Source organism: Brooklawnia propionicigenes (genome assembly GCF_030297015.1).
GTDB classification, from domain to species: Bacteria; Actinomycetota; Actinomycetes; order Propionibacteriales; family Propionibacteriaceae; genus Brooklawnia; species Brooklawnia propionicigenes.
This window is the reverse complement of the sequence record NZ_AP028056.1, coordinates 2,212,322-2,239,289: the sequence shown is the minus strand read 5'-3', so window position 1 is coordinate 2,239,289 and position 26,968 is coordinate 2,212,322. Positions and strand designations below refer to the sequence as shown.

Below are 26,968 nucleotides of genomic sequence, written 5' to 3'. Positions count from 1 at the left end.
GCCCCGAAAGGGGCTTTTATTTTGCCAGAAGGTTATTCCGCCCCGCGGGCGGCAGCAGTTCGGAGGAACGATGGACCGCTTTGCGCTTCTAGTGGACGCCGGGTACTTTTTCGCCGGTGGGTCTGAGGCGGCGTTCGGAGTCGTGCTTCCTCGCAAAGACCTAAGGTTGCGCGACACAGGCACGGCGGTGCAAGAACTTCACACACAAGCAGGAACACTGTGCGGTGATGTGCAATTGCTGCGGATCTACTGGTACGATGCCATGCCGGGACCTCAACTGTCGCTCGAGCAGTCTGAACTGGCATTGCAGCCGGGGCTCAAACTCCGCCTCGGCGTCCTCAATAGCGTTGGCCAGCAGAAGGGTGTGGACTCGCTGATCGTGACCGATCTCATCGACTTGGCACGCAACCGCGCCGTCACAGACGCAGTCGTCCTGTCGGGCGATGAAGACATTCGGGTGGGCGTCCAGTTGGCGCAGTCCTACGGACTGAGAGTGCATCTGTGGGGAGCAGGCGATACAGCGCACAACGTAAGTAACGCTCTCCGCATGGAGTCCGATTCCTTCTCGGCGATTGACACATCGTGGTTCCAAGCCTCCCTTGAGCAGGTGCGCGGCCGAATCGACTTGGCCCAGGGGCGTGCCACCGCTCCGCAGGTGGCCGTCGATAGCATCGACGGGGAATCGTTGGAGTCCGCAGCAGATCGCGTGTCGTTGACAATCCTGAGCCCCTTGAGCCGTCGCGATCTTCAACAATTGGAGGCGCACTTCGTACTCGACCAGCGTGTGCCTGTCGAGTACGACCGTTGCCTCATCGCCGCCACCGCTGCGGCCCTCGGGGGAACTAGATTCTCGAGCGATGAAATGCGCACAGTTCGCGGCGTGTTCGTCACTGTTGTGCGAAGGCTTGCGAGCACGGGCACCGACGCGAGCATCCCAACTTCGGGGCTCCCGACCACAGATCAGGTCACATTGAGCCCGGGTGTCCCTGTTCAGGAAATTTCGGCCAACTGATCGCGTAGCTATCCGCAGCCTCAACTGCGACGCCACGCGCGTTCCTGCCCCCAGCATCCGTTTGACGGATGTTGTCTGTGGCGCGGGGCCGTCCATCTGTCGGAGCCATCTTCTAGCCTGAGGGCATGGTGTTTTCAGCAACTGTCCTCCGCGTCATGATCGCGTCTCCCTCGGATGTACCAGATGCTCGGGACGCGGTCGAAAAGGCAATCCATAGTTGGAATGACGCCAATGCCCGCAATAGGGGCGTCGTGCTAGTGCCGTGGCGGTGGGAAACGGCGTCGGTGCCCGTACAGGGTGGACATCCCCAAGAACTCATAAACGCCCAGGGCGTGGACGACTCGGATGTCGTATTCGCGCTGTTCGGCGGCCGGCTCGGGTCACCCACGCCCTCCGCCGTGTCAGGGACCGCCGAGGAAGTGGACCGTGCGCAAGAACAAGGCAAGCCCGTCCACATGCTGTTCTCGACCGCTCCCCTACCTAACGACGTAGATATTGATCAGCTCCAAGCACTTCGCGACTTCCGAAAGTTGATGCAGGAGAAGGGGATCCTTGGAGAATTCAGCAACACGGAAGAACTCACAGTCTTGGTCTGGCGAACCCTCGAGCACGATCTCACTGGCCTCGAGCTCTCATCCGCACCTGCCCAGACCGACCGTAAGGGCGTCGACCTCCTGGTCCAGCCGAGGCAGGAACGTGAAGTCTCGGGCATCCAGCAGAACGGCACTCCGAAGTACACCACTCGACGTTGGGCCGAGGTTACCAACCGCGGTGGCGCAGATGCGGAGCAGGTCACATTCGAGACGATTCCGGAGGGCGCAGCGATGCATCTCGTCGCGCCGCAAGCGCCCGTCACAATCCAGTCTGGTGGTTCGAGGCGAATCCCTTACACGCTGTTACTGCAGTCCCGTGGTGATGAGAAGCTCCGCGTCCATTGGATCGACGACGAGGGGGAGAGATATCGAGATTTCGACCTAGAGTAGCGACCGCTCCTTCTCCGTCCCAGCCTCTCGGAACTTGGACTATTGAACATGCCGCAGGTGCACTCGCGTCAGAGCCGAGCGGACGCACGCGATGGTCTCTGCCCCCACGGCAGTTCCCGTGGGTTCGCGGTCCGCCGTCAGCGCAGTTCGCTCCCGCACCAGGTCGCCCTCATTGTCGGCGCTCGCGCGACCGAAGTCGCGTAACGACCTTCTCGCTAGGTGGCTCCCACCTCGGCCTCATCAAGACTCTTCGCCTCGCCACCGTGAATCCGCACTCGAAAACGGGCGGAACACCAACAGCGCCAACGCAAGACTAGAAGCTCGACCTGTGGACCTGCGCAAACCGTCGAGCCTGATGCTCTACGTCTCCAAGGGAAGACTGTACCGCAGGTGCGTTGGGCGCAGTGAACGAGCCGCCGGGGCCCAGTCGGCCCACAACCGGACGCTCCCTCCCACAGCCGTCACCCCGCCACCCGGTTCTCTCCGGACGATGATTCCGTCGACTATGAAAAGGTCCGTCGGCCGATAGCTGTTGGCGTGGTCGACCTCGCCTTGGGTCAGCTGCACCGACTCGACTCCCGTGCCGGAGGAACCCTTGACCTCGACATGGCGTTCGACGCCACCAACCACCACTTTGAGGTCGTACGGCTTTCCGAGCTCCTCAATGCTCGTGGCACCGTAATCCTTGTAGTGAGAGATGGCCCGCTCGACAGCATGCTGCTCAATAGCTGCTCTCAGCGTAGCGTCGGCGATGTAGCCTTGGCCGCTCTCCCGGCGCGGAGCCGGGTCCGCTGCTCGCCCTTCTCGACTGCGCGCCACATCACGCTGCGCGAACATAATGGGAACCAGCGCTGCAGGGCAGAGGCCCGAGGGCCTCGGACCAGCCGATGATGCCGGGCTCACCGGCCGGCGTCTTGTGCCAGTGGAAGATTCGGTCACCCGGTCGCACGTATGTGGTCAGCTCGTACGACCAGGAGGGTTTACCGCCTGCTGCCGCCACCGGTGTACGAAGGTACTCGCCGAGGCCTCGCGGCTCCTGACGGATCTCCATCCAATAGCACTCCTCGGGATCTGAGTCCCACCAGTTGTTGATAGCCACCCTAGAAGCCTCGCAGAGACGATGGATGCTCAGCAATGCGCGGCCGTTAGCCGACCGGCTTGCGGGACACTCTCGCGGGCGCACCCCAGCGACGAGATCCAGCGGTTCCGGGTGTCCCGCAAGACCCGCCCGCAACACTGCCCGGTGAAGGGACCCCTTACGGTACGCTCGGGCCATGAAGATCGGTTACGCGCGAGTCAGCACCGCCGAGCAGGACCTCACCGCCCAGCGTGACGCGCTGGTGGGCCTCGGCGTCGACGCCAGGCACATCCACGTCGACAAGGGGCTGGCAGGGACGAACCGGTCGCGCCCGGGCTTGGAGAAGGCCCTCGCGGCGGTGCGCCCGGGAGACGAGCTGGTGGTGACGAAGCTCGACCGGCTGGCCCGGTCGATCAGGGACGCCAAGGACATCGCCGACGAGCTGGCGGCCGAGGGCGTCACCCTTCGGCTCGGGGCCAGCGCCTACGACCCGACGGACCCGATGGGCAAGATGATGTTCAACATCCTCGCGACGTTCGCCGAGTTCGAGGCCGACCTGATCAAGATGCGCACGCGCGAGGGGATGCAGGTCGCCAAGGCGAACGGCAAGCTGCGGGGTAAGAAGCCGAAGCTGTCCGGCGTGCAGGAGAGGCACCTGGTCGACCTGTACCGCTCGGGCGGGCACACAACAGCCGAGCTGGCCGAGCTGTTCGGGGTGGCGCGGTCCACGGTCTACCGCGCGGTCGAGCGCGCAGGGGGCGCGCAGTCGTGAGCGACGAAGAGAGTCGTGATGACCATTGACGTGACCTGGAGGTCGATGCCGTCCAGATCTACCAAGCACAATGCATCGCAGCTCGAAGCCCTGCGGTACTCGTTGTTGCCCAGGGGAGGGCCGCCCACCTCCTGGAGAACGAGGCACTGGGCAAAGTCGAGGCGAACGTGGGTGGTCGAAAGGGACGTAAGTATCGCCATCGAGCGGTGGTCGGAGCTTCTGGAGCCACGGATGGAGGCTGCGGACGCGGCCCCAGAGTGGCCGTTGAGGATTGCGGGGCACGGATGGTCACCGGTCACGTCCGCTTATCGCCTCGCGCGGCCAAGCATCTTGTCGTGACCTGCAGGCCCGGACCTTCTCATTTCGCGCAGGGGACACGGCCAGCCCATGGCCCGGCCTCGGTTCGGTGGCCGCGGCCGACGACGACGCGGTAACGCCAACGCGGGTTGTGCGAATCGCGGGAAGGTCGGCAGCTACGGGTTGGCCGCACGCGGATCGCATGAGTCGGAGGCCGTGCGCTTTCCGCGTGGGCCAAGATGCGCGCCTCGGTGGCGCGCTGGTCCCTGGATCTGACGTACTCAGGGCGGGCCTGCGCTATTCAGCCGGATCCGAGCGTCCCCGTTTTTCTGGTCGAGGCTGTCGGTTCGCATCCGCGCCTATCCGGCCTCCGCAAACCTCGCCAGCGCCGACCTGCGTCGCGGGTTCTGGAGGGGAGGTGTTGTCGTCGGCTTGGTGACCGGGCCGATCCTCACGATCAGCTTCGTCCACGTCCACCCAAGAATCCAACCCTCCCAGCGGTGGATCGTGCCACGCAGGCAGTCGGCACGGAACTCATCCCGGCGATCCCGCCCCACTAGCAATGCGCTGCTAGTGTCGCGTTTCGTTAGTTCATAAATGGTTGGTGGTTTGGGAGAATGGGTTATGGCGAATTCTCCTGCTCCGGCATTGGTGTTGCGTGATGGTGACCGGGACGAGTTGGTGTCGTGGACGCGGTCGACGACGATCCGGGCCGGGTTGGCGGTGCGGGCTCGGATCGTTTTGTTGGCTGCTGAGGGGATCGCGAACGCGCGGATCGCGTCCGAGGTGGGTACGACGACGGTCTCGGTGTGGAAGTGGCGGAACCGGTATATCGAGGCTGGGCTTGCGGGGCTGGCCGACGCGCCGCGTGCGGGCAGGCCCAAGCGTGTCGATGACGAGCGGATCATCACGGCGACGTTGACGGTGCCGCCGAAGAAGTATGGGGTGACGCATTGGTCGTCGCGGCTGCTGGCAGGGCATCTGAAGATCGGGAACGCGACGGTTGCGCGGGCGTGGCGGAAGTACGGGGTGCAGCCTTGGCGGAGCGAGACGTTTAAGTTCTCCACGGATCCGGAGCTGGTCGGGAAGGTCACTGATGTCGTGGGCTTGTATCTGGCGCCGCCGGAGAACGCGATCGTGTTGTGTGTGGATGAGAAGAGCCAGATCCAGGCGCTGGACCGGACCGCGCCGATGCTGCCGATGCGGATCGGGGATGTTGAGAAGCGCACGCACGATTACAAGCGGCATGGCACGACGACGCTGTTCGCGGCGTTGGAGATCGCGACCGGGCACGTCACCGGGGCGGTCAAACCGAAGCACCGTCGACAGGAGTTCCTGTCCTTCTTGCGTCAGCTGGATCGGGCATACCCGGAGCCGGAGCTGCACCTGGTGATGGACAACTACGCCACTCACAAGACCCCCGAGGTGAAGGACTGGCTCGACAAGCACCCGCGGTTCCACGTGCACTTCACCCCGACCTCGGGGTCGTGGCTGAACCTCGTCGAGGTTTGGTTCTCGATCATCGACAAGCAGGCCATCCGGCGGGGCGTGTTCACGAGCGTGAAAGACCTCAACGCGAAGATCCGGCAATTCATCACCGGCTGGAACGACCGCAAACACGCCTTCGTCTGGACCAAAACCGCCGACGAGATCCTCATGAAAGCGAACCATAAACCAACTTCAGAAACGCGACACTAGGTCAGCGTGATAACTCACCTATCTCCTCTGTTACGAGTAGTATTTGTAACATGATCGATCTTGGAACTCTCACTGACGCGAGGCTCACCGAGCTTGATCGAGCGCTACGTCATGAACGGCTGCAGCGTCGCGAGGCACGGCGAGGATGCGAACATTGTGGCGAGACGTTTCTTGGGCGCAGCGACGCCCGCTTCTGCTCGGCGCGCTGCCGCGTTGCCGCGCACCGGGCACGGAAGGACTCTTGATGAGCGACATCCTGCGTGTCATCGGGTCACGCCGCTATGGCAGTCTTTCACCGCTCCGCTACCCAGGCGGGAAAGCAGCACTCGCGGGCTTCTTTGCGGACATCATCAAGGGGCTTGGAATAGACAATGCCCGCTACATCGAGCCTTACGCTGGCGGTGTAGGCGCCGGCATCGCGCTGCTTAGAGAGGGAATCGTCCAACACCTAGTGGTAAATGACATTGACCCGGCCGTCTACGCCTTCTGGAAGTCCGCCGTCGGTGACAATGCAAGACTCGTCGAGATGGTCGCCTCAGTACCATTGACCATAGCTGAATGGCAGAAGCAGCGACGTATTTACAGATCGCGAGATGAGAGTGATGCGCTTCGCTTAGGGTTTGCATTCTTCTTCTTGAACAGGACGAACCGTTCAGGGATTCTGAACGCGGGTGTCATCGGTGGACAGAGACAAGAGGGAAAGTACAAGATTGATGCCCGCTTCAATCGGGCGACGCTTATCGAGCGATTGTCCGCCATCGGCAACCTCGCAGACAGTATCACGGTGTCCGACCTCGACGGCCGAACCGTGATCCAGCGGTACTCCCAAGATGACCGAGCATTTATGTACATCGACCCGCCCTACGTGCAGGCAGGTTCGCAGCTCTATCTCAATGCGTTCGATGGACGAGACCATAAGGCGCTTGCAGCGATCGTCAACACCGTCGAGAAGGCGCACTGGTTGATGACTTATGACACTGCGCCACTCATTGAGAGGCTGTATCGTGACCAGTTCCAGTGCCGGCTGGAACTCAACTACTCTGCGCGGCACCCGGGCCAGGCAGAGGAATTGCTCGTGGCGTCCCCTTCCGTCGCGAACGTGGTCAAGGCGTTGCAGTCGAGACCTGCGAAAGTGGACGCAACAAGTGCCTGAGCAAGGGATTCACTACCTTCCATGCTTGCCGCACGTCATCTGCACTCACCAAAGCATCAGCGCTGTGCGCGATGAGGTTGAACCACTGAATAGAACCGTGTTTTTGGGCGTTTCCTGACTGTATAATGCCGACGGTTGACCTGAGTGACTTCTCTTGCCCATAAGACTGCTTGACACACTTGAATACGTCGCTCAACTCGCCAGTTGCTGGAGTTGCAGCGCTCTCGAAATGTACTTTGATCGTAGCCTCAAGGACGGAACGCATTAGGATCGCCGCCGCAATAGGCAGATTCGAGACACTGATCTTTCGCAACTCGAGATACCTCAGTTTGAGGTTTAGTGGCGCGTTCTTGTAGTCCAGGCCCGCCAGGTCAAGCGTGTCTTTGGTATCGGGATGGTTTGGACCACGGCTTCCCGCGCCGTTCGCGGGGCCAGATGGGGTTGGGCCCGCGCCTTCCGCTCGGGCACTGGAGCCACTCGATGGGTCGGTTGAACCACTCTGCGACGGCCCTGAGGATGGGCTTTGGGTGGCAGGAGTTGGTTGTGGCGCAGCAGGCGTCGAGATGCCGTTGAGCCGATCGACGAAGTGCTGGTGGGGTTCCCGGCTGCTCTTCTTGAGCTCCGGCGATCGAGTGCTGAGACGGCGCGCGCGGAACTCGCCTACGAGGTACTCCAAGGCGTCGAGCTTCTTCTTCGGTAGCTTTGCGGCGATCTTCTCGGGAGTCAAGGTTCTCGGGAGCAGTAGGCCATCCTTGTCGAACTCCACCCCGATCGCTGCCGCGATGTCCTTGTTTCGGTATGCATACTCGAAGGCCGACATTGTCAAGATGCCACCGGCGTATTGCCGGAGAGTCTGATCGGAGAACGGTGCTGCACTGAGAAAGCGTCGCATCACCGCCATCTTCATAAACCTGGCGACCTCGACATCGGGGTATTGCGCCTTCACATCATCAACGGTGGTCTGCGCGTCCAAGAGTGAGTAGTAGAACGTGGCCTGCTGGTCGCGGCTCCAGCGCCTCTTCGAGATACCCGTGTGCAGCCGCGCTACGTGCGGTGCCGCCGTCGCCCGATCGGGAGCCACAAGGACACGGATTCGCTCGGGAAGACTCTCCGCCTCAACTGCGTATCGCTTGAGCAAGGATCGAATCTCAGTCTCGTGGCCAGGCACGATCGTGGGGTCATGGAGAGCCTTGAGCGCGCTGACTCGACGGTTTCCCTCCAGCACAATGTAGGTTGGGACGCCGTCTGTTGCCGATGCGAGCATCACGATTGGCACCTCGTTGTCAAAGTAGCCGTCTCGGAGGATCAGCCGCGCCGCGCCGAGGACATCTTCGGATGCGAACAGGTACTTCAGGGCCCCCGCCTCGTCATCACGACGGGTAGGGATGCGGTAGTTCTCCAGATCAAGAAGGAGCTCGTGGAGTTCAGCCTCCACGATCGGCATCTGTTCGTAGGTCATATTCCCCGGCCCTCTGTTTCAGTTTTCTCCGTTCGATCATCCGCACCCTCGCTACGAACGGAGATATCGTCTACTTCCAACCGTAGTCGCGAGGATCCGGCGCTGAGTACCGGACACGTCGATAGCGGCGAACGGACTACCGAGTCTGCGACGCTGATGGATCCCACGACAGGGATGCTGACGTGATTCGACGAGTGGTCAACCCAGCGCAGATATACCTGCCATTCCCCTCAGACAAACGAGTTCCAGGTGCGCGGCCTGGCGCCGCGACCAACCCAGGGCCCCGGAAAGGTCTTGTTTCAGCTTGTGAGGGCGCATGTGATGGCTCTTTCGGGGTTGCGGGCGTGGTGGCGTAGGGCGGTGGCGATGTTGTCCCAGCCGGTGAGTCGCAGGATCGAGATCGCGGTGTTGCGCAGGCTGGCCATGACATGGGCGGCGTGGCCGGTGCGGACGTGGGAGCGGTCTTCGTCGTAGGTGACGTCGCGGACCCAGTGCAGGGCGTTCTCGATCGACCAGTGCCCTTGGACCCAGGCGGCCAGGGTCGCCGGTGGCGCGTCGTGATGGTCGGCGGAGGTGATCAGGTACACCACCTCGACGGTCTTCTTCCCGTTCTTGGTGACTGTGCGGCGTAGCTGGGCGACCTGGGCCGCGCCGGTGAACTCCGGCCAGCCGGGCAGGGTGGGCGTCTCAATGACCTTGATGGTTCGCGTGGCGCGCCTGCCGTGGCCGTGCTGGGTCGAGGTCGATCCGACGGGCACCTTGTTCCAGGGCAGCGCTTTGAGCGCTGCCAGCAGGGTGGGGCGGTTGGCCTTGACGGTGAACACATAGTCCGCGCCGGCAGCGATGATGGCCTTGGCGGTGTCGTCTTGGGTGTGCATCGCATCGGCTGTGATCACGCATCCGGCCAAGTCAGCCGGGTCAAAGCCGGCGAGCAGATCCCGCACCGCAGGGATCTCATTGCTCTTCGCCTCGACCGCGTGCTGGCCGAGCACGACGCCTGTGGCGTGGTCGAGTGCGGCAATCAGATGCGGTGCGCTGCCCGCTTTGGAGCGTGCACCCCGCACCGTCTTGCCGTCGATCGCGACAACCCGACGGCCTGCGATGTGGCGGACCCGGCACCAGGCGAACACCGCCAGCGCAGCATCCAGAGCGGCCGCGTCGATCCGGGCGAACAGTTTGCGCAGTGTGGACTCCACCGGCGCGCGTTCCAAGTCGAGCCGGTCCAGGTGCCCAGCGTCGAGATCCAGCGCCCAGTCCCCGATCGCTGCGAACGAGCGCGCTCCGGCGAGCACCGCACACACTGCGACGGCGAGCATCCCGGCCAGCGGGTAGCGGACCCCGCGTGGGTCTCGGGGATCGGGAACATGGTTCAAGGCGGTCATCAGGTCACCGGCGCGTTCGATCCTGCTCGCGCCGACTGTCGGGGAAGATGGCATCGGCGGGTGTGGTCCTGGGTCGGGGAAGGTTGTATGGCAACTCCCATCCCAGCCCCACAGGCCACACCCGTCCCACACGCCACGCCGGTCACACCCCCACGTTCTCCCAAGTCACAGGCCCATCAACCGACCTTTCCGGGGCCCTGGCGACCAACCCAAGTTTGGCCAATTCTCAGGCCAACGAGCTGCTCCGAGCCAATACGTATGGGCCGACCTCCGCGCGCGCGACGACGCCGGCGCATTGACCTTCCAGATCGGCCACTCCGGCCCGACAGTGGCCCGCGATGTCAATGTTGCATTCGACCCCCGGCTGCCAGCATGGTCCCCGGAAGAGGAACGCCAGGACTTCGCAGCCCTCGAGCAACTGTGCAAGGCGGGCCTAGGCTCGCTTGCTCCGGGGCGCACCTTCATGTGGGATCTGGGTGTGCTGCACAAGTTTTCCCCAACGAAGGTGAAGACCCCGTCCCGGCAATCAACATCAAGATTCCAGCCACCGACTCCACGGGACGGCCGATCCCCGACCTGTCCTATATCATCCAGATGGAGGACCTGAAGCACCAAGCTGCCAGATCGCAAGGGCTCGCTTTGGTTGAAAGGCCGTTGAAGGAGATCTCCAAGACCCTAGCGGACTGGAAGAAGGGTGCTGCACGCTGATCCGGCAGTAGATCCAAACCAGACTCGGGCGTCGTCACTGGCGTCCGGCCCTCAAATGCAGAAGACAGTCACACCGTTGAGCGCGATGGACCGTCATGGTGTCGAGTGTGATTGACCCGGAGACTGCCAGGTGCGTCTGACGCCGCCAGCCGCCCACCCGTGACCAGGCAGAGGGGCGATCCTGGGCACCCGGCACCCGTCCCGCCAGACTCTGCTCATTTCTGGCCGCGCTCGATCCGATATCGCGCCTATTTGAGCTCAGCACGCCAAGCCTGCGCGCTGAGTCCGCGGGCGGCTCCGTCGCCCGACCTACTGCCAGCATGGGCATGCCACTTGACACGGGCAGGCACCGTCATCGCAATGACTCCAAACAAGTGTTGGGAGCTAGATTTTCGATGGCGCTGAGCCGTCGGGCGGTGCGCCGTTGAAGCAACTGCTGTGATTGCGTGCGCCGGTCGTTCACTCCTATTGCGTCGAACTTGAGCATAGGCACTATCGTCCGCGGTCGCCGACGATGCGGTAGTAGGGGCGTGGTTGGTGTGGTCCGTGGGAGGACCGGCGTCTCCGGCCGGGTCGGGTGCGGGTCGCATACTCCGGCGGCAACGCATTTCCCTCGTCAGCCAAAATGCGCGCTTGGGTGGCGCGTTGGTCTCCGGACCGCGCGTAACCCTCGGCCCGAGCGTCGCGTTGTTCGGCCGAGTCGTACCCGTCGGCGCTTTGCTGGTCGAGGCCCTCCGCCCGGATCCGCGTCTGTTTGGCCTCGACGACCTCGTCGGTGCCGGTTACAGTCTCGGATCGCAGTTCGGCTGGTCTGTTGGCTCGTTGCGCCTGCCGGTCCTGATCGTCCGCTTCATCCTCGATAGCTCGCCCACGCCTGCGGTCGTGTTCGGCGCGGTGGTCTTCGGCGCGCTCTTGTTGCCGGTCTTGTTCGGTCTGTTCGAGGAGCCGACGAACAACGGCAGCATCGGCGTCAGCTTGCGGGGTAACACCCCAGTGGGTGGTGATCTCGCGGGTCATGATCTCGCGGGCAGCGTCCGCGTCCTGACGGCCTCGGTAGGCGTCGGCGATCTGCCAGGTGTCGCTGACCTGCCGGACGGTCGCGGCGGCCCACCAGTTGGGGTCATGGACCAGCCGCAACCGTGCCATCGCCGCCTGTTCTTGGGCTGCGGCCTGCGAGATCTGATGCTCGGCCCGTGCGGACGCGGCCGTGACGGCGTGTTCCTGGTCGATGGCGTGTTGTTGGCTGGCGCGGGATTGTGCCTCGCCGAGGCGGGCCAGCATCCCCCCGGTTAGTTGGGCGGCGTTACGTAGTGCGTCGTCGATTCCGTCGTTGTCAGACATGGCAGGTTCCTTTCCTCAGCGACGATGTGCCAATCGGCGTGCACCAGGTCGCTATCGCTCGATCCCGGAACCCGCCCGGGTCGTACGCTCAGCCGGCCGCCCCGGCGGTGGTGTGGGCAGGCTGGGTGGGATCACTGATCCGGCCGGTTGGGCGAACGATGCGGCCACCACCTGCTGTTGATCACTTGCCGCCCGCGCCGGATCGGTGCCGTGCACTGACGGCATGGATGCCTCCAACTGCCGCAGCATCGGCGCCAGCCGCGCGTTCAGGGCATGGTTGATCTGCTCAGCCCGACGCAGCTCCCCCACCGCCTGGTGCGCCTCCGCGGCCGCCCTACCGAGGGCGAGCAACTGCCGCAACAGGAGTGTTTGGGTGAGCATCTCCTGGGTCTTGCGTCCCTTCCCGACTCCGGCCAGTATCAGCCCGGCGATCGACGACATCCCGGGGACGCGGTCCGGTCGCGGCAGCGGCGGGCGACGCAGTTCGGCCGAGCGGGCGATCGCGTCCGCGGCCTGCGCCAACGGGCCTGGGGTGGGTTCGGTGGTCACTGACCACGCCGACAACGCGCCCGACACCTGCCCCGCTGCTCGGCCCCACCCGGCCAGGTCATTGGGTGGAATCGCGTGCAGCTGTGCGCGCATGGCGTCGAGGTCGGCGGTCAGCTGCTGGGGCAGGTCGGGTGCGGGTTCGCGGGTTTCGCGTCCCGGGGCCGCGACCCTGATGCCACGCCAGGCGGCACGCCATTCCGCCGACGCAGCCAAACTGGCTTGGGGTGTATCCGGCCACGCCTCCCGTAACCGGGGCAGCGTCAGATCATGGGCGAGGTGGCCACCGCCGAACCAGATCGGACGCTCACCGTACCGGGGACGCGCCGCCACCCGGTAGCCGACCACGACATCCTGGGTGCCACGGGCGAACCGCGGCCTGATCAACAAACCCTGCCGGCGAACCCGGCGCACGAACTCCCCCTCATCAGCCGCCGCCGTAGCCGCCGCCCGCACCTGCCGGGCCAGCGTCCACCGCACCACCTCAGCCGGCCGGTAGTGCGCGACGATCGCGTGCCGCTCAGCCTTCGGGATCTCGTCCCAGGCGCGCTGCTCTCGTCCAGTCTCGTGTGCCTGCGTATGTGCAGCACGGGCTCTGCGGCGGGCCTCGGCCTCGATCTCGCCGGGCTTGTACCCGATACACGAGCGTCCATTCATGCCCACTTGCCGAAGACCGTGCTGTGCCTCGAGCTCGCGGCATGCCGACTGGGCGCGCTTCCAGTCCCGAAAGACATCGGCGACCGAGCCGTCCTCGTGGACGAGGTTGACCGCCAGATGAATATGGTCGTTGCCGTTGCTCGACACCCCGTGACGGACTGCCACCCACCGCAACGACGGCTGCTCCAGGTCATCGGTGACAAACCCCATGCGGGTCATGAACTGCTCGGCGATCTCGGCCCATTCATCATCGGCCAGCCGTCCTTCGGCAGCGTCCAGCGACAACGAGCAATGCCACACATGCCCGTGCGGCACGTCGACATCGAACGCCCTGGTGGGAGCCTCCAAGTCCTTGCCCATCGCGGTCGCGTCCGGATACGAAAGCTCTGCGTCGCTGTGCCAGGCCATCTGCCACGAACTGCCCGCCACCAGATGCGGATCGGTGTGCTCGTTACGTTTGCCCGGGCCCACCAGATACTTGATGAGCCGGACCATGTCCTGGCCGCGCCGCACGTTCGGGATCATGACAGACCGAACCGTTCGATCTCACGGTCCACGCGGCGCAGCACGGACCAGGCCGCGGACAGCACCGCGTCGGTTTGCGGCGGCAGCTCCCGTGTCGAGTTCGCCACCTTCGCGATCTGATTGACATTGTTCGCCATGTTCCCCAGCAAGCGATGAATCACGAACAACTCCGTGAGCAGCTCTCGCTTGTCCGCTGCGGTGATCTCATCCGAGCGTTCCAGGGCAGACATCATCAGCAATCGCGGGATCGTCATCTGATGCCGGGCGGCGAGGACGACCAGCCGCGCCTCCTCCGCTTCGCTGGCCTTGACGACATGCCGGAACGGCCGGCCGCCCGGCACGTTCCGGGCCCGCTGACGTGACAACCGTCGCAGACCGCCCGGTTCCACCATCTCCGCACCCCCTTCCGGACCCGAAAGCCCAGCGCAGCGCCCCACCCGACCGGGTGGGCTCACCAAAGGTGTGGACACGGGGGTGCACAGCACCCCGACTTGGGGCACCCAAGTCCTAGCTTGCTCTCCGTTTCTCCCCATTGCCCTCCCACATTGGCGGCGTCGGGGGCCTCTGGACACGTCAGCGACGCAGATCGGGTCTGACCAATCGTGAGGCAGCACGTAAACATGCTGATACAGTCCGCTGTGGATGCACCCAGAGTCGAGGAGCGATGAAAGATGGCAACTGAGTCGGGACGCGCGTCCGCCGCCGCCCGGATCGTGTGGGACACGGCCGACAAGTTCCTGCGTAACGTTGTCGAGCCCCAGGAGTATGGCGACTACATTCTGCCATTCACCGTGCTGCGGCGCCTGGAGTGCCTTCTGGAGGACACCAAGCCGGAGGTCATCAAGTACGTCGAGGCATTCAGCAACTTGCCTCCCCACCTGATCGACATCGCCGTCAGGGACAAGTTCAAGCTAAGCTTCTACAACGTCTCGCCCCTCGACCTCGCGACGATCGCCTCGGTCGACGACAACGTCGACAAGTCGCTGCTGAGCTACGTCGCTGGCTTCTCGCAGAACGTCGCGGACATCTGGACGGCCTTCGACTTCCCCAAGCTCGTCGCCAAGCTCGCCGCCGCGAACCGGCTCCACGCCGTCGTCAAGCACTTCTCGACGCTGCCTCTCGGCTCCACCAACGTCGAAGACGCCGTCATGGGCGACATCTTCGAGGACGTCATGTACCGCGCCTTCGACAAGAAGGGGAAGGCCGCCGGTGCGTTCTACACCCCCCGCGACGCCATCAAGCTCATGGTCGACGTGCTGTTCTCGGCCGACGAGGACTCCCTGGCCGGTGAGAACACGCTGCGCTCCATCTACGACCCCACCGCCGGTTCCGGCGGCATGCTGCTGGTCGCCCAGGACGCGCTCAAGGAGCTGAACCCCGACATCAAGGTCACCGTCTACGGCCAGGAGCTGATGGACGCCGCCTACGCCCTCGGCAAAGCCGACCTGCTGATCCAGGGCGGGCGACCGGACGCGATCCGCCAGGGCGACACCCTCATCACCGACCTCTACGACGACCAGACCTTCGACTACGTGCTGTCAAACCCGCCGTTCGGCGGCGACTGGGAGGTCGAGGAGAAGTCGGTCCGCGAGCAGGCCAAGACGCCCGGCTCCCGGTTCAGCCACGGGCTGCCCAGCAAGTCCGACGGCCAGATGCTGTTCCTGTGCCACTGTGCCTCCAAGCTCAGCCCCACCGGCGGGCGCGCCGCCGTGGTCTCCAACGCATCGCCGCTGTTCAACTCCGATGCCGGGCCCAACTCGATCCGCCAGTGGCTGTTCGACCAAGACCTCATCGATGCGATCATCGCCCTGCCGACCCAGATGTTCTACGGCACCGGAATCGCGACCTACGTCTGGATCCTCGACAACAACAAGCCCGCCGAGCGTCGGGGCAAGATCCAGCTCATCGACGCGTCCGGCCTCTGGGAGCCGATGCGCAAGCCGCTGGGCGACAAGCGCCGCGAGATGAGCGCAGCCAACCGCGCAGCGGTCGTCGAGGCCTACGAGGCCTTCACCGACTCCGACGTCTCCCGCGTCCTCACGCCGCAGGACTTCATGTTCCGCGACGTCCCCGTGTTCAAGCAGGCCCGACTGGCCGCCCGCTACTCCGAGGAGGCGGTCGACGCCCTGCGCGGCCGCCGCGACTTCGGCGACGCGCTCGTCCAGATCCTGAAGGACCTCGACGGCACCCCGTGGAACCTGATCCCCAAGCGGCTGCCCGTGGCTGCCAAGGCCGCCGGGCTCAAGGCCCCCGTCGGCCTCGTCGACGCCGTGATGCAGGCCATGGCCGTGCCCGACGAGACCGCCCCTCCGGCCGTGGACCGCAAGGGCAACCCCGTGCTCGCCGACGGCTGGAAGATCACAGAGCGCGTGCCCATGAGCGAGGACCTCGACGAGCACATGGCCCGCGAGGTGCTGCCGTTCGCGCCCGAGGCGAGGTGGGACGAGTCCAAGGCCAAACATGGCAACGAGATCCCGTTCACCCGCATCTTCTACGTGCCCGAGGAGCCGCGCCCGCTCGCCGAGATCGACGCCGACGTGCAACGCATCATGGGCGAGCTGGCCGAGATGTTCCAGGGGGTGAGCGAAGAGTGAAGACAATGCCCTTCTGGGCGGCAGCAACGCTTGTCTCTGACTCTGAGGCGCCGCTTGACTTCCAGGTATCGCTTGAGGACATGGTCTCCAGCACGGGGCGCCTCGTTGAGGGCGACCTCTCCCAGTACTCGGCGAAGGGGACGCCCTTCGTCGAAGGTGACGTCTTGTTCGGCAAGTTGCGCCCCTACCTCGCCAAGCACTGGCTTGCTGACCGCGAGGGCACAGCGGGTGGCGACATACACGTCTATAGGCCTGAGGCTGACGTCGAGCCCCGCTACCTCGCCTATATCGTCGGCAGTCGGAACTTCGTGCGTTTCGCCGAGGCCGCCTCGAAGGGCGTCAAGATGCCGCGCGCGGAGTGGATGAGTCTTCGCGAGTACCCCGTGACCGCGCATGACCTCGGCACCCAACGCGCGATCGCCGACTACCTCGACCGCGAGACCGGCGAGATCGACGCGATGATCGCCAAGATGGACGAGCTGGCGGAGAAGCTTGAGGTTCGTCGGATGTCCGCTATGCAGCGGTCGACTCAGTATGCCGACGACGGCGCTCGGTGGAACGTCGTTCCCACAGCTCACCTCTTCGCTTCCATTGGCAGCGGCACGACGCCTAAGGGGTCAGGGTATTACGTAGAAAGTGGAGCCGGTGTTCCTTGGGTGACCACATCTGAACTCCGAGAGAACCTCGTCACCGCAACGCTTCAGGACGTCACTGAGGAGGCTGTAGCCGCAGTCTCGTCTCTGCGCGTCCACCCTCGCGGAGCCATCGTGATCGCTATGTATGGTGCGACAATCGGGCGGCTTGGCGTGCTCGGTACGGATGCGACGATGAACCAGGCGTGCTGCGCCTTTTCCAGCCCTCGTGACGTCGATCCGCGCTTCTTCTACTACACCCTCTGGGGTCAGCGGGACGACATCATTCGCGAGGCTGCGGGTGGTGGACAGCCGAACATTAGCCAGGGCATGTTGCGCCGCTGGCGTGTGCCGCACCCGCCTGTCGACGAGCAACGTCGCATTGCCGACCACCTCGACGAGGTCACCGGCAAGATCGACGCGATGCTGGCCAAGGTCGCCGAACTGAAATCACTGCTCATCGAGCGCCGCGCCGCGCTCATCACCGACGTGGTGACCGGACGAAAGGCTGTGGCCTGATGGGACACGCACAACTCATGGAACTCGAGTTCGAGTCCAACCTCTGCGCCGAGCTCTCCGAGCGCGGCTGGCTCTACGAGGCCGACGGCAGCACGTCGGCCGCCGGCTGGGACGTGGGCCTCGCCCTGGTGCCGCAGGACGTGCTGCACTGGCTCGCGACGCAGTACCCGGACGAGTACGAGAAGGCGGTGCCCGCCGACCTGGCGGGGACGCCGCGCGCGACCGCTGAGACGAAGCTGCTCACCCACCTGACCAAGGAGCTGGCGAAGCACACTCTCATGGACCCGACCTCGGGCTACCCGGTGGGCGGCCTGCTCGGAGTGCTGCGTAAGGGGTTCTCCTACGCCCAGGTGGGGCGGCCCACGGCGAAGTTCGGACCGATGGTCGCCTTCCCGCCCGCGAACCCGAACCTCGCCGAGGTGGTGGAGGCATCCGACGCCGTGCGCCTGCGCGTCCTGCGCCAGGTGCGCTTCGACACCACCACGAACGAGACCCTCGACGTCGTGCTGACCGCCAACGGCGTCCCCGTGGTCACCATGGAGCTCAAGACCGACAACACCCAGACCATCAACCACGCGATCCGCCAGTACAAGCAGGACCGCAGGCCCGGAAGGAACCGGCCGCTGCTGGCCCCTGGCCGCGCGCTGGTCCACTTCGCCGTCTCCAACGACCTGGTGTTCATGGCGACCAAGCTGGAGGGCGAGGAGACCGTGTTCCTGCCCTTCAACCAGGGCAACGACGGCCACGAGGGCAACCCGCCCTCGGCGACCGGATCGCCGACGAACTACCTGTGGCGTGACATCCTCGCCCGGCCCATGTTCATGCGTGTCCTGAAGGACTTCGCGCTGTACGAGCCGAGCAAGCGGGGCAAGAAGAGCGAGGGGCGCCTGATCTTCCCGCGCTTCCACCAGCTGCGCGCCGTGGAGCGCGTCGTCGCCGACGTCGAGGCCAAGGGCCCCGGCGGGCGCTACCTGATCTGGCACTCGGCGGGCTCTGGCAAGACCAAGACCATCGCCTGGCTGAGCCACCGGCTCATCCGGCACATGGACGCCCAGTCGAGGTCGGCGTTCGACTCGGTCATCGTCGTCACCGACCGCACCGTGCTGGACGAGAACATCCGCGAGGACATGAGCCTGGTCCAGTCCAGCAAGGGCCTGGTCGTGACTGTCGGGGAGAAGTCCGGCGCGAAGTCGCCGCAGCTCAAGAGGGCACTGGTCGAGGGCGACCACATCATCACCTGCACCCTCCAGACCTTCCCCGAGGTCATGAAGCTGATCGAGGACACCACCGAGCTGCGCGGCCGCAGCTGGGCCGTCGTCGCCGACGAGGCCCACTCCTCCCAGTCGGGCTCGACCGCACGTGACCTCAAGGCGCTGCTGGCCGACGTGGAGGTCGAGGACCCCGAGAACGTCAGCGCCGACGAGCTGCTCGCCGCCAAGGACTCCGCCATCGCGGCCTCCAGCAACATCACCTTCATCGCCCTGACCGCGACACCCAAGGCCAAGACGCTGCGCCTGTTCGGCACGCAGGACGCCGACGGCAGCTGGCGCGCCTTCGACACCTACACCATGGCCCAGGCCATCGAGGAGGGCTTCATCCTCGACGTGCTGACCAACTACTCGACCTACGACATGTTCCTGCGCGTCAAGAACGAGATCGAGGGCACCGAGGACGAGTTGCTGGTCGAGACCGGCCCGGCCGTGACCAACATCGTGCGCTTCGCCCGCCTGCACCCGACCTCCATCGCGCAGAAGGTCCGCGTTGTCGTCGAGCACTTCCGCCGCAACGTGATGCCCGCGCTCGGCGGCACCGCCAAGGCGATGGTCGTCACCAGCTCGCGCATCGAGGCCTACCGGTGGTCGCAGAAGATGAACGACTACATCGACGAGAAGGGCTACACGGACATGCGCACCCTGGTGGCGTTCTCCGGCTCCCTGACCACCGACGACGGCTCGACCGTCACAGAGACCTCGCTCAACGGGCTCAGCGACACCCCCAAGGCCTTCCGCGAGGGGGACGACTACAGGGTCCTCATCGTCGCAGACAAGTTCCAGACCGGCTTCGACGAGCCCCGGCTCATGGCGATGTACGTCGACAAGAAGCTCTCCGGGATCGCCACCGTCCAGACCCTCTCGCGCCTGAACCGCACCTACCCGGGCAAGACCGCTCCGATGGTCGTGGACTTCCAGAACACCCCGGCGAGCGTGCAAGAAGACTTCAAGATGTACTACTCGGACGCACATGTCAACGGCGACGTCGACCCCAACGCGCTCATCACCCTCGCGGAGCGTCTCGACACCGCGGGCATCTACACCATGCCCGAGATGGAGGCCGTCGCGGCCGCCTACCTCACTGACGCAGGCGGCGAGGCCATCGCCAGGGCCATGGGGCCGATCAAGAACCGCTGGCAGGGCCAGTGGGCCCAGGCCAGGGTGAGGAAGGACAAGGCGCTCAAGCAGTCGTTGCAGAGCTTCCGGGCCGATGTCATCGGCTACCGCAACGCCTGGCAGTTCCTCAGCCAAATCGTCGACTACCAGGACGTCAGCCTCCACAAGCGCGCGATCCTGACGACCCTGCTGTCCCGCAACCTCCACATGGACGGGGACCAGTTCGACGACAGCTACCTCGAAGGCGTTCAGCTCTCCGGCGTGAAGCTCGTCCCCTCCGCCATCAACGAGGACCACTCCCTGACCGAGGGCAGCCACGACGGCATCAAGCTCCCCGGCTTCGAGGGCGAGTTGCAGGGTGGCAACACACCCGCCCGGGGCCCGCTGGAGGAGGCGATCGACCGCGTGAACGAGATGTTCCGCGCCAAGGGCGTCGACGTCACCCATGGCAGCGTCGCCGGGTTCATCACCACCTACTGGGGATTCCTCGACGCCGACGAGGAGGCCAAGGCGATGGCGAAGAACAACAGCGCAGGACAGCTTAAGGCCTCCTCCGACTTCAGCAACGCCGTCGGCCTAGCAGTGCTGAAGACCTGCCAGGAGTCCCAAGAGATCCAGTCCTACATGACCGACCTCAGTTTCTTGCAGGAGATCATCGAGATCACTGCCGACACCCTATATGCCCAGCACCATCAGGCGCATCCGTCAGACACCATGCCAGCGAACGCAATGAGATGATGAAGGACGATCAGCGGACATCCGCCGTCTTGGGTAGAGCGGTGCGCGCCGCCCGCCAGGAGCGCGGCTGGTCCCAGGAAGAGCTGGGTCGGCGCTCCGGACTCTCGCGTCCCACTATCGCAAGAATTGAACGAGGGGACGATATTTCCACGGCCACGCTCTCCAAAGCAGCCAAAGCTCTGGGGCTTGCGATCAGGGTAGAAAGCGATGGGTAAGTCCACACACAAGCGATAGCTGGACCACTCATAGTCGCAGCAAGCCCCCGTTGCCCAGCGACTCAACGCCTGCCCCGCATAGTGCACGCGCCGCGCCACATCCCTTTTGAACCGAAGGGAGCCCCATGATGAGTCTGCTACTCAAGGCACAATCACTCCAGCACAAGCGCATGGAAGCGCTACGCACCTATGCGGCTGACATTGAGGACATCGACCGCCGGCGCCACGAGCTGGACCTCGCGTCCACGCGCGCCTGGATGAAGGTGATCCGCGCGGGTTGGGCCACTTCTGACCTGGTCAGTTTCGGTCTGAAGGCGCCGAGGAAGCCGCGATCAACACCATCGGCGTCGGCCGGCCACGACCATGCTGAGCCCACATCTCCAGTCGTCGACCCTCCAGACCGGGAAACCGATTCCGATGGGTAGCGCCGACGACGTCCTGGCCCATACCCAGCGGTTCTACCGGCAACGCATCGACAAGTCGTGGGTACGCGACTACCTCGCCAACCGCGATCTGTCGAAAGCGATCTCCGAAGCCGGAATCGGATACGCACCGGCGGGTTGGACTGCCACTACTGACCATCTGCTGTCGCTCGGTCACTCCCCCGACGATCTGGTTCGGGCGGGTGTCTCGATCAAGGGTGATCGTGGGCTTCGCGATGTGATGCGCGATCGGCTGATCCTGCCGGTCCAAGACCACACCGGCCGACTCGTCGGGTTCCTGGGCCGCGCGAACCCGAAAGACACCCGCTCGCCCAAGTATCTGAACACTCCAGCCACCGGATTGTATGAGAAACGGTCGACCCTATATGGGCTCGGCGCTGCCCGGGGTGCGCTGGCGGCCGGCGCCACGCCGTTGATTGTCGAGGGCCCGATGGACAAGCTCGCCGTCGACAAGATGGCATCCCAATTCAGGGCCAACATCGTGGCACTAGCCGCGTGCGGAACAGCCCTGACCACTGAACACCTGGCTCGCATCCGTGCCATCACCGACAAGCCGGTGTGGTTCTGCTTCGATGCGGACGCCGCCGGCCAGCGGGCCCTGCTGCATGCCTGGGAGATTACCGCCGACCAGGGACGAGCGGCCCAGCTTGCCGTCCAGCTGCCAGCCGGTCACGATCCGGCCAGCGTCCGCCCTGCCATCCTCAATCGGGCGATCCGTTGCGCGACGCCGATGAGTGTCGCGGTCGCGCAGGTCCAGCTCGAGCGGTGGGGTCGACCAGACAACCCGGTCACGGCGGAGCTGATGGTCGAGGCCTTGGCCAAGCGCGACGCTGGCCGCATCCGCCCCGACGACTCCACCGAGTGGATCAGAACCGTCGCCCAACTGGCGGACGTCCCGATCAGCAGCGTCCAGACCGCGCTCATCGAGCAGCTCGCGCCAACGCCGACCGCTGCGGATCTCGACGCGTTGCGGGCGGCGAGCTTTCCGCGGCGGATGACAGCGCCGGCTGGCGTACTCCCAGATGCCGGCCCACCACCTTCCGGGTGGCCTGCCGCGCGTGCGAAGTGCCGTAGCTCGGCAGTGGCGAATCAGCGGTAGGCCGGAGTCCGCGAGGCATCGGCGGTCGGTCAGATCGTTGGACGAATGGAATTGCCTCGGGCACGCGGCGATCTGCAGCCAACGATGACGGCAGTGCCGTACTGGCCGGACAGGCTGGCCAGTACGGCACTGATGCGTTCCATACCGCGAGTCACGGTAGGACGAGTTGGCCGTCAGGGCTGACGGGATGGCTTGATGCCATGCTTGCGACGCAGGTCGCGGACAATTTCTGAGAAGGCGTCGTCGAGTGAGGGGCTATCGGGGAAGTCCGCGAGTGCTTCGCGTGCGGCCTTGAGCTCGGCCGTGTAAGTGGCCGCGTCCGGCTTCTCCTCGTATGTCTGGTACTTAATCGCCTGCCGAGCGGCTTCTGCGTAGCTCACTGTTCGGGCCAGGGCCGCACTGAGCGCCAGCATCTGCTCGCTAGCCTCGTCGATCTGAGGGCGGGGTTCACGGAACTCTTGAGTGCGCGTGCAGTCATGGACGCTGATTCGCGGGTCACTCAGGGATCTCGCGAGTGCCGTGGGTAGGTAGTCGATCATTTGACGGAGGTAGCCGAGTAGGATCCCGGTTTCTTCCAACAACACGCTGGCGACGGGAGCGGGCACAACGGGCGCGCTGGCCCCGTTCACCGCTAGACCGAGGTGGTTGACCGCGTCGCGAGCCTGTTGGGCGGCTTGCTCTTGTTGTTGTCCTTCAGCCTTGAGTTGGTCGAGGGTCTTTGTCGTCTTGTTCATCTTGGTCTCCTGGGGTCGTTGGTGAGTGCTTCGGCGCTAGCGCTGTAGTTCCGTGCGGCAGTGACTGCCCGGCTGTGGACGTGGTGAGATGCGGGTGCTCGAGGTGGGAATCGTCGGCCGGCTGTTGGCTGTGTCCGGGAATGCCGCCTGCAGCGGTTCCTGAAGTGGCCGCGAGCCGGCACCGATCTGTGGTCGCGCTTTGTAGCCCTGGCCGCTGATGGCCTGCTGTGCGGCTTCTGCTCGGTCGTATGCCTGCGACAGCAACTCAGTGAGTTCGTGTAGTTGCTCGCTGGCATGTTGGACCTGGATTCTCGGCTCGCGCTCGTTGCCGTCGTAGTCCCGGTCATAGACGTCGAGGCGAGCGTCGTTGAGAGAGCCGGCCAAGGCCTGAGGTAGGTTGTCGGTCACTTCGCTCACGTAGTAGAGGAGCATCTTGATGTCGCCTAGAACGTCATAGGCTGCGGGCCCGGGAATCACGCTGGCGTTTGAGGAGTTGGCTCTTCGCGCGAGTTCCTGTGCGGCATCGCTGGCCTGGATCGCGGCCTCGCGTTGGCGTTCACCGTGGTGTTGCAGTTGCTCGATTGTCTGTTTCATTGGATCTCCTGGGGGTCTCTATAGCCCAGCAGCAATCGTGCTGAGCGGGTTGGCGGGCGAGTTGAGAGCTCGCCGTTCGGTGCTGTTTCCGGCAGTCCCAGTCGGCCCCGGGAAGGCCGCTAGGAGGACTTCTTCGAGGGCTGAATTGGCCGGCACCTTCAACCTAGTTTCTTTCGCTGACAAGGCAAAACTTTGAGTGTTGTCCGTTTGGGGTGCGGTGTTGTCCGTTTGACCGATGGTGTTGTCCGAAGGGGCTGCGGTGTTGTCCGAAGGGGCTGCGGTGTTGTCCGAGCCCAAATTGCCCCCTCCGCGGTGGGTATCTCGGCGTCGGGAAAGCGATCCCATGGAGGTCGCTGGAACCTGCTCGGTGACAGCGGCCAAGCCGTGCGCGGGTTGGGACATTGGGGTGCTCCTATCGTTCGATGCTTGGGCGAAAACGGCTCCAGGTGACGGCGGCTCGCGCGGCTGATCGCGCCGGCTGATCCGGTGCGATTACCGGCTCGGTGAACGCCGCCCGGTAGGGCGCTTGAGAATCGTGGAACGCCTCGAGATGGGCGGCCTCGGCGTCGATGACGGTCGGCTGCCCATCTGGAGGGGCCAGCATGTGTGCGACTACGACCGCCTGCCAGACGGCGAGGTCGGAAGGTTGATCACCTGATGCGGGTTCGCCGCTGATCCGGGCAAGAACCTGGCAGGCCTGCTCGATGTCGCCACGGGTTGTCGCAGCGCGGAACCGGGCGATGACTGCCCGCACTGCGACCACGGGGACGCCGTCGCCGGTGACGATGTGAGCTCCGTTGTCCTGGCTCGGTGGTGGAGCAGTCATACCGGGATGTGCCGGAGATAGAGCACACCGGAAACGGACCGGCGGTGAGGAGCGACCATGAGCACAGAGTCGACGAAGCGATGGCTGTGGCTGGTCGCGCCGCTCCCGGACCCCGAATGGGGTTCAGACCTGCGCTCGACTGCCCGGCTCTTCGAGACCGAGGCCGCAGCTCGTTTGGTCTTGGACAACTGCCCACCCGAGTTCCACCTGTGGAGGGTCCGAGAAACGATCACCGTCGCCCGGGCGATGAGCGACTACGAACTGGTCGAATGAGTGCTGGCACGTTCATGCGGCCGTGATCGCCGCGATCCAGTCGGGAGGAACCGCCTCAGCCAGCGGGATGCCTGCCTGCAGGAGCGCCGAGACCTGTTGTCCTCCGCGACGGGTGCCAGTCACCAGGTTCATCCAGGCCGATGCCTCGCCTGGGGTCAGGCCGAGGAGCTCGAGTTGGTAGTCGTTGCGCGCAGCGGTGTGCCTGCGGCTCTGCGACGTATGCAGGGCGATCTCGACGCATCGGCACAGCACCGGCCATGCCAGGCCGGGATCAACACCGTTGGCGGCGAGCTGGACGACGAGGTCGTCCATGATGGGAGCGTCAGCGATATCGTCAAGCCCGAGGGATCTGCCTCTCAGCTGCTCGTCGCGCGCCGAGGGGATGCGGTCGAGTTCCCAATCGTCGGCCAGGCCAAAGCCTTGGATCTTGCCGGTCTTTCCCAGGTCGACGACGCCGCGCGCAGTCTCGTCTTCGCGTGCTGACCGGGCCGCCACGATCGTGGCCAGCAGCCCCCACGGTCGGTCAGCTGCCATCAGCTGTCCAGCGCATTCACGCAGCACTCTCCAGGCGATTGTTGCGGTATCAGCGACCGAGTCCCGGGCAGTAAACGCGACCCTGCGTCGGATGAGCCTGGACGCGCGTGTCGTCAACCATGTCATCACAGCATCCGCAAGCCGTTCAGCAGCCGCACCCGACCATCCAGCATCGACGGCGTCTCTGATCATCCCAGCAAGATCATCATCGTCCCGGACGATCGCCTGCCTGGCCACGGGTTGACGAGCCGCGCTGGGCGGCGGTCCGGCCTCAAAGCGCGGGCTGCCAGGTGGTGGTGCGTCTGCGATGGTGAGGAACTGGCGGGATAGACCCAGTCGTGCCTCTGCCGCGCGCTGTCCCCGACGCCGGGACTCCCGTTCGATCCACCCTTGTTCCTCGAGGTCGCGAAGGATGCGGTCGGTCGAACGGCGGGAGAGCAGCGACCGGGCAGCGATCGTGGTTCTGGGTGCCAGGCAGACGCCTCGGTGGTCGGCGAGCAACGCCATCGTGCCGAGCACGACTCGATGTGCGGCGCAGTCGACGGGGGCTCGCCACGCCCACGCTGGACCGATCCGCTCCGCTGTGAACGGCACCACGCTCGGCCTGTCGTCACCCGGCAATTGTGACGCGGCCACGATTGCCGGGTGGGGATCTTTCGGCAGGAACAGCGGTGACAGCTGGATCAGTGACCCTCCGTGGCGGCGCCCATCAGCAGACCTGACATGCTCGATCCGAATCCAGCCCGCCGCGACGAGCTCAGCCAGGTGATCGTGAGCCGAGCGGGTCGACATGCCCGCCGCGCGGGCCACCGCAGCGGTGGTCGTGTGGGTCCGGCCATCGGAGTCTGACAGCCATGCGATGCTACCCAGCAACGCGCGCTGCGCCGTGGACTCGACATCGGCCAGCCAGGCCCGCCCTACCAGATGCTCACTCATGCCGGCTCGCTCCCCTCAGCACTTTGAGGCGGGTAGCGGCTGAACCACCACGACAACGGCTGATTGGCGTCCGGAGAACCGGCAGAGCGGGCCTCTGCCCGTTTCTGCAACGCCAACGGCATCACCGCTGGTCTCACCGGCTCGGCGGCCTTCGAGGTGGGCGCGTGGCGCCGGCGCTTCGGCGGACGAATCGGAGTCTGGCCGATGCGATAGCTCACGATCCCCGCGAGATTCCGGATCTCATCAGCCGGCGGCAGCGCATTGCCGGCCAGGGTCGCCCGAAGCGCCTCCGACGACCACCCAGCCTCAAGCCGAGCACGCAACGCGGCGGCGATCTTCGAAACAGCCGATGGCTCAACGTGTCGCATACCGACAGGAAGACACTCCACCAACACCGTCCAGTCATCGGCAGCGATGTCCTCGGCCGAAACCTCAAGCAAACCCTCCAGACCCGACCCGACCGGCCCGGCTGGCAAAGCACGGTCCAGCGGCGACTCCGACGATCGCTGTTCGCACACGGGTGTGGTCTGGTTTGGTTGGGAGACGTCAGTCTCCCAACCATTGGAACCATCGTTAGATGGTTGCGCCTCGGCGCACCGTGGCACGGTGGACCGTGCTACGGATGACCGCGCCTCGGTAAACCGCTGCACGGTGCCACTAGGGGTTTCACGCCGACGCTCAGCTGCCGGCTGCGGTTCGTGTTTTCCCTTGTCGGACCGTGCAGACACATCCTCTGCACGGTCCGACAAGCCACTTTGCTGCGCCGAGTGCAGCCCACCATCGCCTTCACGGTCAATGCGACGACTGCTCAGACACTTGCCGATAGGCCATTC

22 protein-coding genes are annotated in these 26,968 nt (G+C 64.8%); 11 read left to right on the top strand and 11 right to left on the bottom strand.

Annotated features, from left to right (window positions below):
* Nucleotides 1-70 precede the first annotated feature (70 nt).
* Nucleotides 71-1,012 (top strand): NYN domain-containing protein, encoded by a 942-nt coding sequence (locus QUE25_RS10180; RefSeq protein ID WP_286264649.1) that lies wholly within the window; start codon nt 71-73, stop codon nt 1,010-1,012.
* Between the two features lie 125 nt (nt 1,013-1,137).
* Nucleotides 1,138-1,995: a DUF4062 domain-containing protein gene (locus QUE25_RS10175; RefSeq protein ID WP_286264647.1), complete on the top strand. Its 858-nt coding sequence runs from the start codon at nt 1,138-1,140 to the stop codon at nt 1,993-1,995.
* A gap of 360 nt (nt 1,996-2,355) precedes the next feature.
* On the opposite strand, the gene QUE25_RS10170 is transcribed toward QUE25_RS10175, so the two are convergent.
* The gene (locus QUE25_RS10170; RefSeq protein WP_286264645.1) at nt 2,356-2,832 is read right to left on the bottom strand and encodes a protein NO VEIN domain-containing protein; all 477 of its coding nucleotides are present in this window, start codon (nt 2,830-2,832) and stop codon (nt 2,356-2,358) included.
* A gap of 437 nt (nt 2,833-3,269) precedes the next feature.
* Here QUE25_RS10170 and QUE25_RS10165 point away from each other — a divergent pair, with 437 nt between their 5' ends.
* The 3 genes from QUE25_RS10165 (at nt 3,270) to QUE25_RS10155 (ending at nt 6,993) form a co-directional block, all read left to right on the top strand.
* Complete coding sequence (locus tag QUE25_RS10165) at nt 3,270-3,845, top strand: recombinase family protein (protein ID WP_286264644.1); 576 nt, start codon at nt 3,270-3,272, stop codon at nt 3,843-3,845.
* A gap of 921 nt (nt 3,846-4,766) precedes the next feature.
* The gene (locus QUE25_RS10160) at nt 4,767-5,840 is read left to right on the top strand and encodes an IS630 family transposase (protein ID WP_286264642.1); all 1,074 of its coding nucleotides are present in this window, start codon (nt 4,767-4,769) and stop codon (nt 5,838-5,840) included.
* Nucleotides 5,841-6,084: 244 nt separating this feature from the next.
* Nucleotides 6,085-6,993: a DNA adenine methylase gene (locus QUE25_RS10155; protein WP_286264640.1), complete on the top strand. Its 909-nt coding sequence runs from the start codon at nt 6,085-6,087 to the stop codon at nt 6,991-6,993.
* Here the strand turns inward: QUE25_RS10155 and QUE25_RS10150 are convergent.
* The 5 genes from QUE25_RS10150 to mobC all read right to left on the bottom strand — a co-directional run bounded on the left by QUE25_RS10150 (nt 6,944) and on the right by mobC (nt 14,003).
* Nucleotides 6,944-8,452, bottom strand: a complete 1,509-nt coding sequence (locus QUE25_RS10150; protein ID WP_286264636.1) for a hypothetical protein — start codon at nt 8,450-8,452, stop codon at nt 6,944-6,946. The genes QUE25_RS10155 and QUE25_RS10150 overlap by 50 nt on opposite strands.
* 299 nt (nt 8,453-8,751) lie before the next feature.
* Nucleotides 8,752-9,888, bottom strand: a complete 1,137-nt coding sequence (locus QUE25_RS10145; RefSeq protein WP_286264634.1) for an ISAs1 family transposase — start codon at nt 9,886-9,888, stop codon at nt 8,752-8,754.
* Nucleotides 9,889-11,034: 1,146 nt separating this feature from the next.
* Complete coding sequence (locus QUE25_RS10140) at nt 11,035-11,883, bottom strand: hypothetical protein (RefSeq protein ID WP_286264630.1); 849 nt, start codon at nt 11,881-11,883, stop codon at nt 11,035-11,037.
* 51 nt (nt 11,884-11,934) lie between these two features.
* Entirely contained in the window at nt 11,935-13,611 is a 1,677-nt protein-coding gene (locus QUE25_RS10135) for a relaxase/mobilization nuclease domain-containing protein (RefSeq protein ID WP_286264628.1), read from the bottom strand.
* Complete coding sequence (mobC, locus tag QUE25_RS10130; RefSeq protein ID WP_286264625.1) at nt 13,608-14,003, bottom strand: plasmid mobilization relaxosome protein MobC; 396 nt, start codon at nt 14,001-14,003, stop codon at nt 13,608-13,610. The genes QUE25_RS10135 and mobC overlap by 4 nt, the downstream gene beginning before the upstream one ends.
* Nucleotides 14,004-14,282: 279 nt before the next feature.
* On the opposite strand from mobC, the gene QUE25_RS10125 reads away from it, so the two are divergent.
* The 5 genes from QUE25_RS10125 to QUE25_RS10110 all read left to right on the top strand — a co-directional run bounded on the left by QUE25_RS10125 (nt 14,283) and on the right by QUE25_RS10110 (nt 22,238).
* Nucleotides 14,283-16,205, top strand: coding sequence for a type I restriction-modification system subunit M (locus QUE25_RS10125; protein WP_286264623.1), 1,923 nt, complete (start codon nt 14,283-14,285; stop codon nt 16,203-16,205).
* A 5-nt stretch (nt 16,206-16,210) separates the two neighbouring features.
* Complete coding sequence (locus QUE25_RS10120; RefSeq protein WP_286264620.1) at nt 16,211-17,356, top strand: restriction endonuclease subunit S; 1,146 nt, start codon at nt 16,211-16,213, stop codon at nt 17,354-17,356.
* Nucleotides 17,356-20,481 carry a type I restriction endonuclease subunit R gene (locus QUE25_RS10115; RefSeq protein ID WP_286264618.1) on the top strand — a complete coding sequence of 1,042 codons (3,126 nt, stop codon included), beginning with the start codon at nt 17,356-17,358 and terminating at the stop codon, nt 20,479-20,481. The genes QUE25_RS10120 and QUE25_RS10115 overlap by 1 nt, the downstream gene beginning before the upstream one ends.
* Nucleotides 20,478-20,696, top strand: a complete 219-nt coding sequence (locus QUE25_RS14885; RefSeq protein ID WP_425332709.1) for a helix-turn-helix transcriptional regulator — start codon at nt 20,478-20,480, stop codon at nt 20,694-20,696. Before QUE25_RS10115 ends, QUE25_RS14885 begins: the two co-directional genes overlap by 4 nt.
* Nucleotides 20,697-21,113: 417 nt before the next feature.
* The gene (locus QUE25_RS10110; protein ID WP_286264617.1) at nt 21,114-22,238 is read left to right on the top strand and encodes a toprim domain-containing protein; all 1,125 of its coding nucleotides are present in this window, start codon (nt 21,114-21,116) and stop codon (nt 22,236-22,238) included.
* 173 nt (nt 22,239-22,411) lie between these two features.
* On the opposite strand, the gene QUE25_RS10105 is transcribed toward QUE25_RS10110, so the two are convergent.
* From QUE25_RS10105 to QUE25_RS10095, 3 genes are all read right to left on the bottom strand, one after another.
* Nucleotides 22,412-22,972, bottom strand: a complete 561-nt coding sequence (locus QUE25_RS10105; protein ID WP_286264614.1) for a hypothetical protein — start codon at nt 22,970-22,972, stop codon at nt 22,412-22,414.
* A gap of 36 nt (nt 22,973-23,008) precedes the next feature.
* The gene (locus tag QUE25_RS10100; protein ID WP_286264612.1) at nt 23,009-23,566 is read right to left on the bottom strand and encodes a hypothetical protein; all 558 of its coding nucleotides are present in this window, start codon (nt 23,564-23,566) and stop codon (nt 23,009-23,011) included.
* Between the two features lie 412 nt (nt 23,567-23,978).
* A complete protein-coding gene (locus tag QUE25_RS10095) occupies nt 23,979-24,392 on the bottom strand; it encodes a hypothetical protein (RefSeq protein WP_286264610.1) in 414 nt (137 codons plus the stop codon).
* Nucleotides 24,393-24,449: 57 nt separating this feature from the next.
* Here QUE25_RS10095 and QUE25_RS10090 point away from each other — a divergent pair, with 57 nt between their 5' ends.
* A complete protein-coding gene (locus QUE25_RS10090; protein ID WP_286264608.1) occupies nt 24,450-24,665 on the top strand; it encodes a hypothetical protein in 216 nt (71 codons plus the stop codon).
* A 12-nt stretch (nt 24,666-24,677) separates the two neighbouring features.
* Here the strand turns inward: QUE25_RS10090 and QUE25_RS10085 are convergent, their stop codons facing one another.
* Both QUE25_RS10085 and QUE25_RS10080 read right to left on the bottom strand, forming a co-directional pair.
* Nucleotides 24,678-26,135, bottom strand: coding sequence for a helix-turn-helix domain-containing protein (locus QUE25_RS10085; protein ID WP_286264606.1), 1,458 nt, complete (start codon nt 26,133-26,135; stop codon nt 24,678-24,680).
* Complete coding sequence (locus QUE25_RS10080; protein ID WP_286264604.1) at nt 26,132-26,653, bottom strand: hypothetical protein; 522 nt, start codon at nt 26,651-26,653, stop codon at nt 26,132-26,134. Before QUE25_RS10080 ends, QUE25_RS10085 begins: the two co-directional genes overlap by 4 nt.
* Nucleotides 26,654-26,968: the final 315 nt, after the last annotated feature.

Coding starts and splice junctions, on each gene's coding strand:
- QUE25_RS10180 (WP_286264649.1), top strand. CDS start 71: ATGGACCGCTTTGCGCTTCTAGTGGACGCCGGGTACTTTTTCGCCGGT.
- QUE25_RS10175 (WP_286264647.1), top strand. CDS start 1,138: ATGGTGTTTTCAGCAACTGTCCTCCGCGTCATGATCGCGTCTCCCTCG.
- QUE25_RS10170 (WP_286264645.1), bottom strand. CDS start 2,832: ATGTTCGCGCAGCGTGATGTGGCGCGCAGTCGAGAAGGGCGAGCAGCG.
- QUE25_RS10165 (WP_286264644.1), top strand. CDS start 3,270: ATGAAGATCGGTTACGCGCGAGTCAGCACCGCCGAGCAGGACCTCACC.
- QUE25_RS10160 (WP_286264642.1), top strand. CDS start 4,767: ATGGCGAATTCTCCTGCTCCGGCATTGGTGTTGCGTGATGGTGACCGG.
- QUE25_RS10155 (WP_286264640.1), top strand. CDS start 6,085: ATGAGCGACATCCTGCGTGTCATCGGGTCACGCCGCTATGGCAGTCTT.
- QUE25_RS10150 (WP_286264636.1), bottom strand. CDS start 8,452: ATGACCTACGAACAGATGCCGATCGTGGAGGCTGAACTCCACGAGCTC.
- QUE25_RS10145 (WP_286264634.1), bottom strand. CDS start 9,888: ATGCCATCTTCCCCGACAGTCGGCGCGAGCAGGATCGAACGCGCCGGT.
- QUE25_RS10140 (WP_286264630.1), bottom strand. CDS start 11,883: ATGTCTGACAACGACGGAATCGACGACGCACTACGTAACGCCGCCCAA.
- QUE25_RS10135 (WP_286264628.1), bottom strand. CDS start 13,611: ATGATCCCGAACGTGCGGCGCGGCCAGGACATGGTCCGGCTCATCAAG.
- mobC (WP_286264625.1), bottom strand. CDS start 14,003: ATGGTGGAACCGGGCGGTCTGCGACGGTTGTCACGTCAGCGGGCCCGG.
- QUE25_RS10125 (WP_286264623.1), top strand. CDS start 14,283: ATGGCAACTGAGTCGGGACGCGCGTCCGCCGCCGCCCGGATCGTGTGG.
- QUE25_RS10120 (WP_286264620.1), top strand. CDS start 16,211: ATGCCCTTCTGGGCGGCAGCAACGCTTGTCTCTGACTCTGAGGCGCCG.
- QUE25_RS10115 (WP_286264618.1), top strand. CDS start 17,356: ATGGGACACGCACAACTCATGGAACTCGAGTTCGAGTCCAACCTCTGC.
- QUE25_RS14885 (WP_425332709.1), top strand. CDS start 20,478: ATGATGAAGGACGATCAGCGGACATCCGCCGTCTTGGGTAGAGCGGTG.
- QUE25_RS10110 (WP_286264617.1), top strand. CDS start 21,114: ATGGGTAGCGCCGACGACGTCCTGGCCCATACCCAGCGGTTCTACCGG.
- QUE25_RS10105 (WP_286264614.1), bottom strand. CDS start 22,972: ATGAACAAGACGACAAAGACCCTCGACCAACTCAAGGCTGAAGGACAA.
- QUE25_RS10100 (WP_286264612.1), bottom strand. CDS start 23,566: ATGAAACAGACAATCGAGCAACTGCAACACCACGGTGAACGCCAACGC.
- QUE25_RS10095 (WP_286264610.1), bottom strand. CDS start 24,392: ATGACTGCTCCACCACCGAGCCAGGACAACGGAGCTCACATCGTCACC.
- QUE25_RS10090 (WP_286264608.1), top strand. CDS start 24,450: ATGAGCACAGAGTCGACGAAGCGATGGCTGTGGCTGGTCGCGCCGCTC.
- QUE25_RS10085 (WP_286264606.1), bottom strand. CDS start 26,135: ATGAGTGAGCATCTGGTAGGGCGGGCCTGGCTGGCCGATGTCGAGTCC.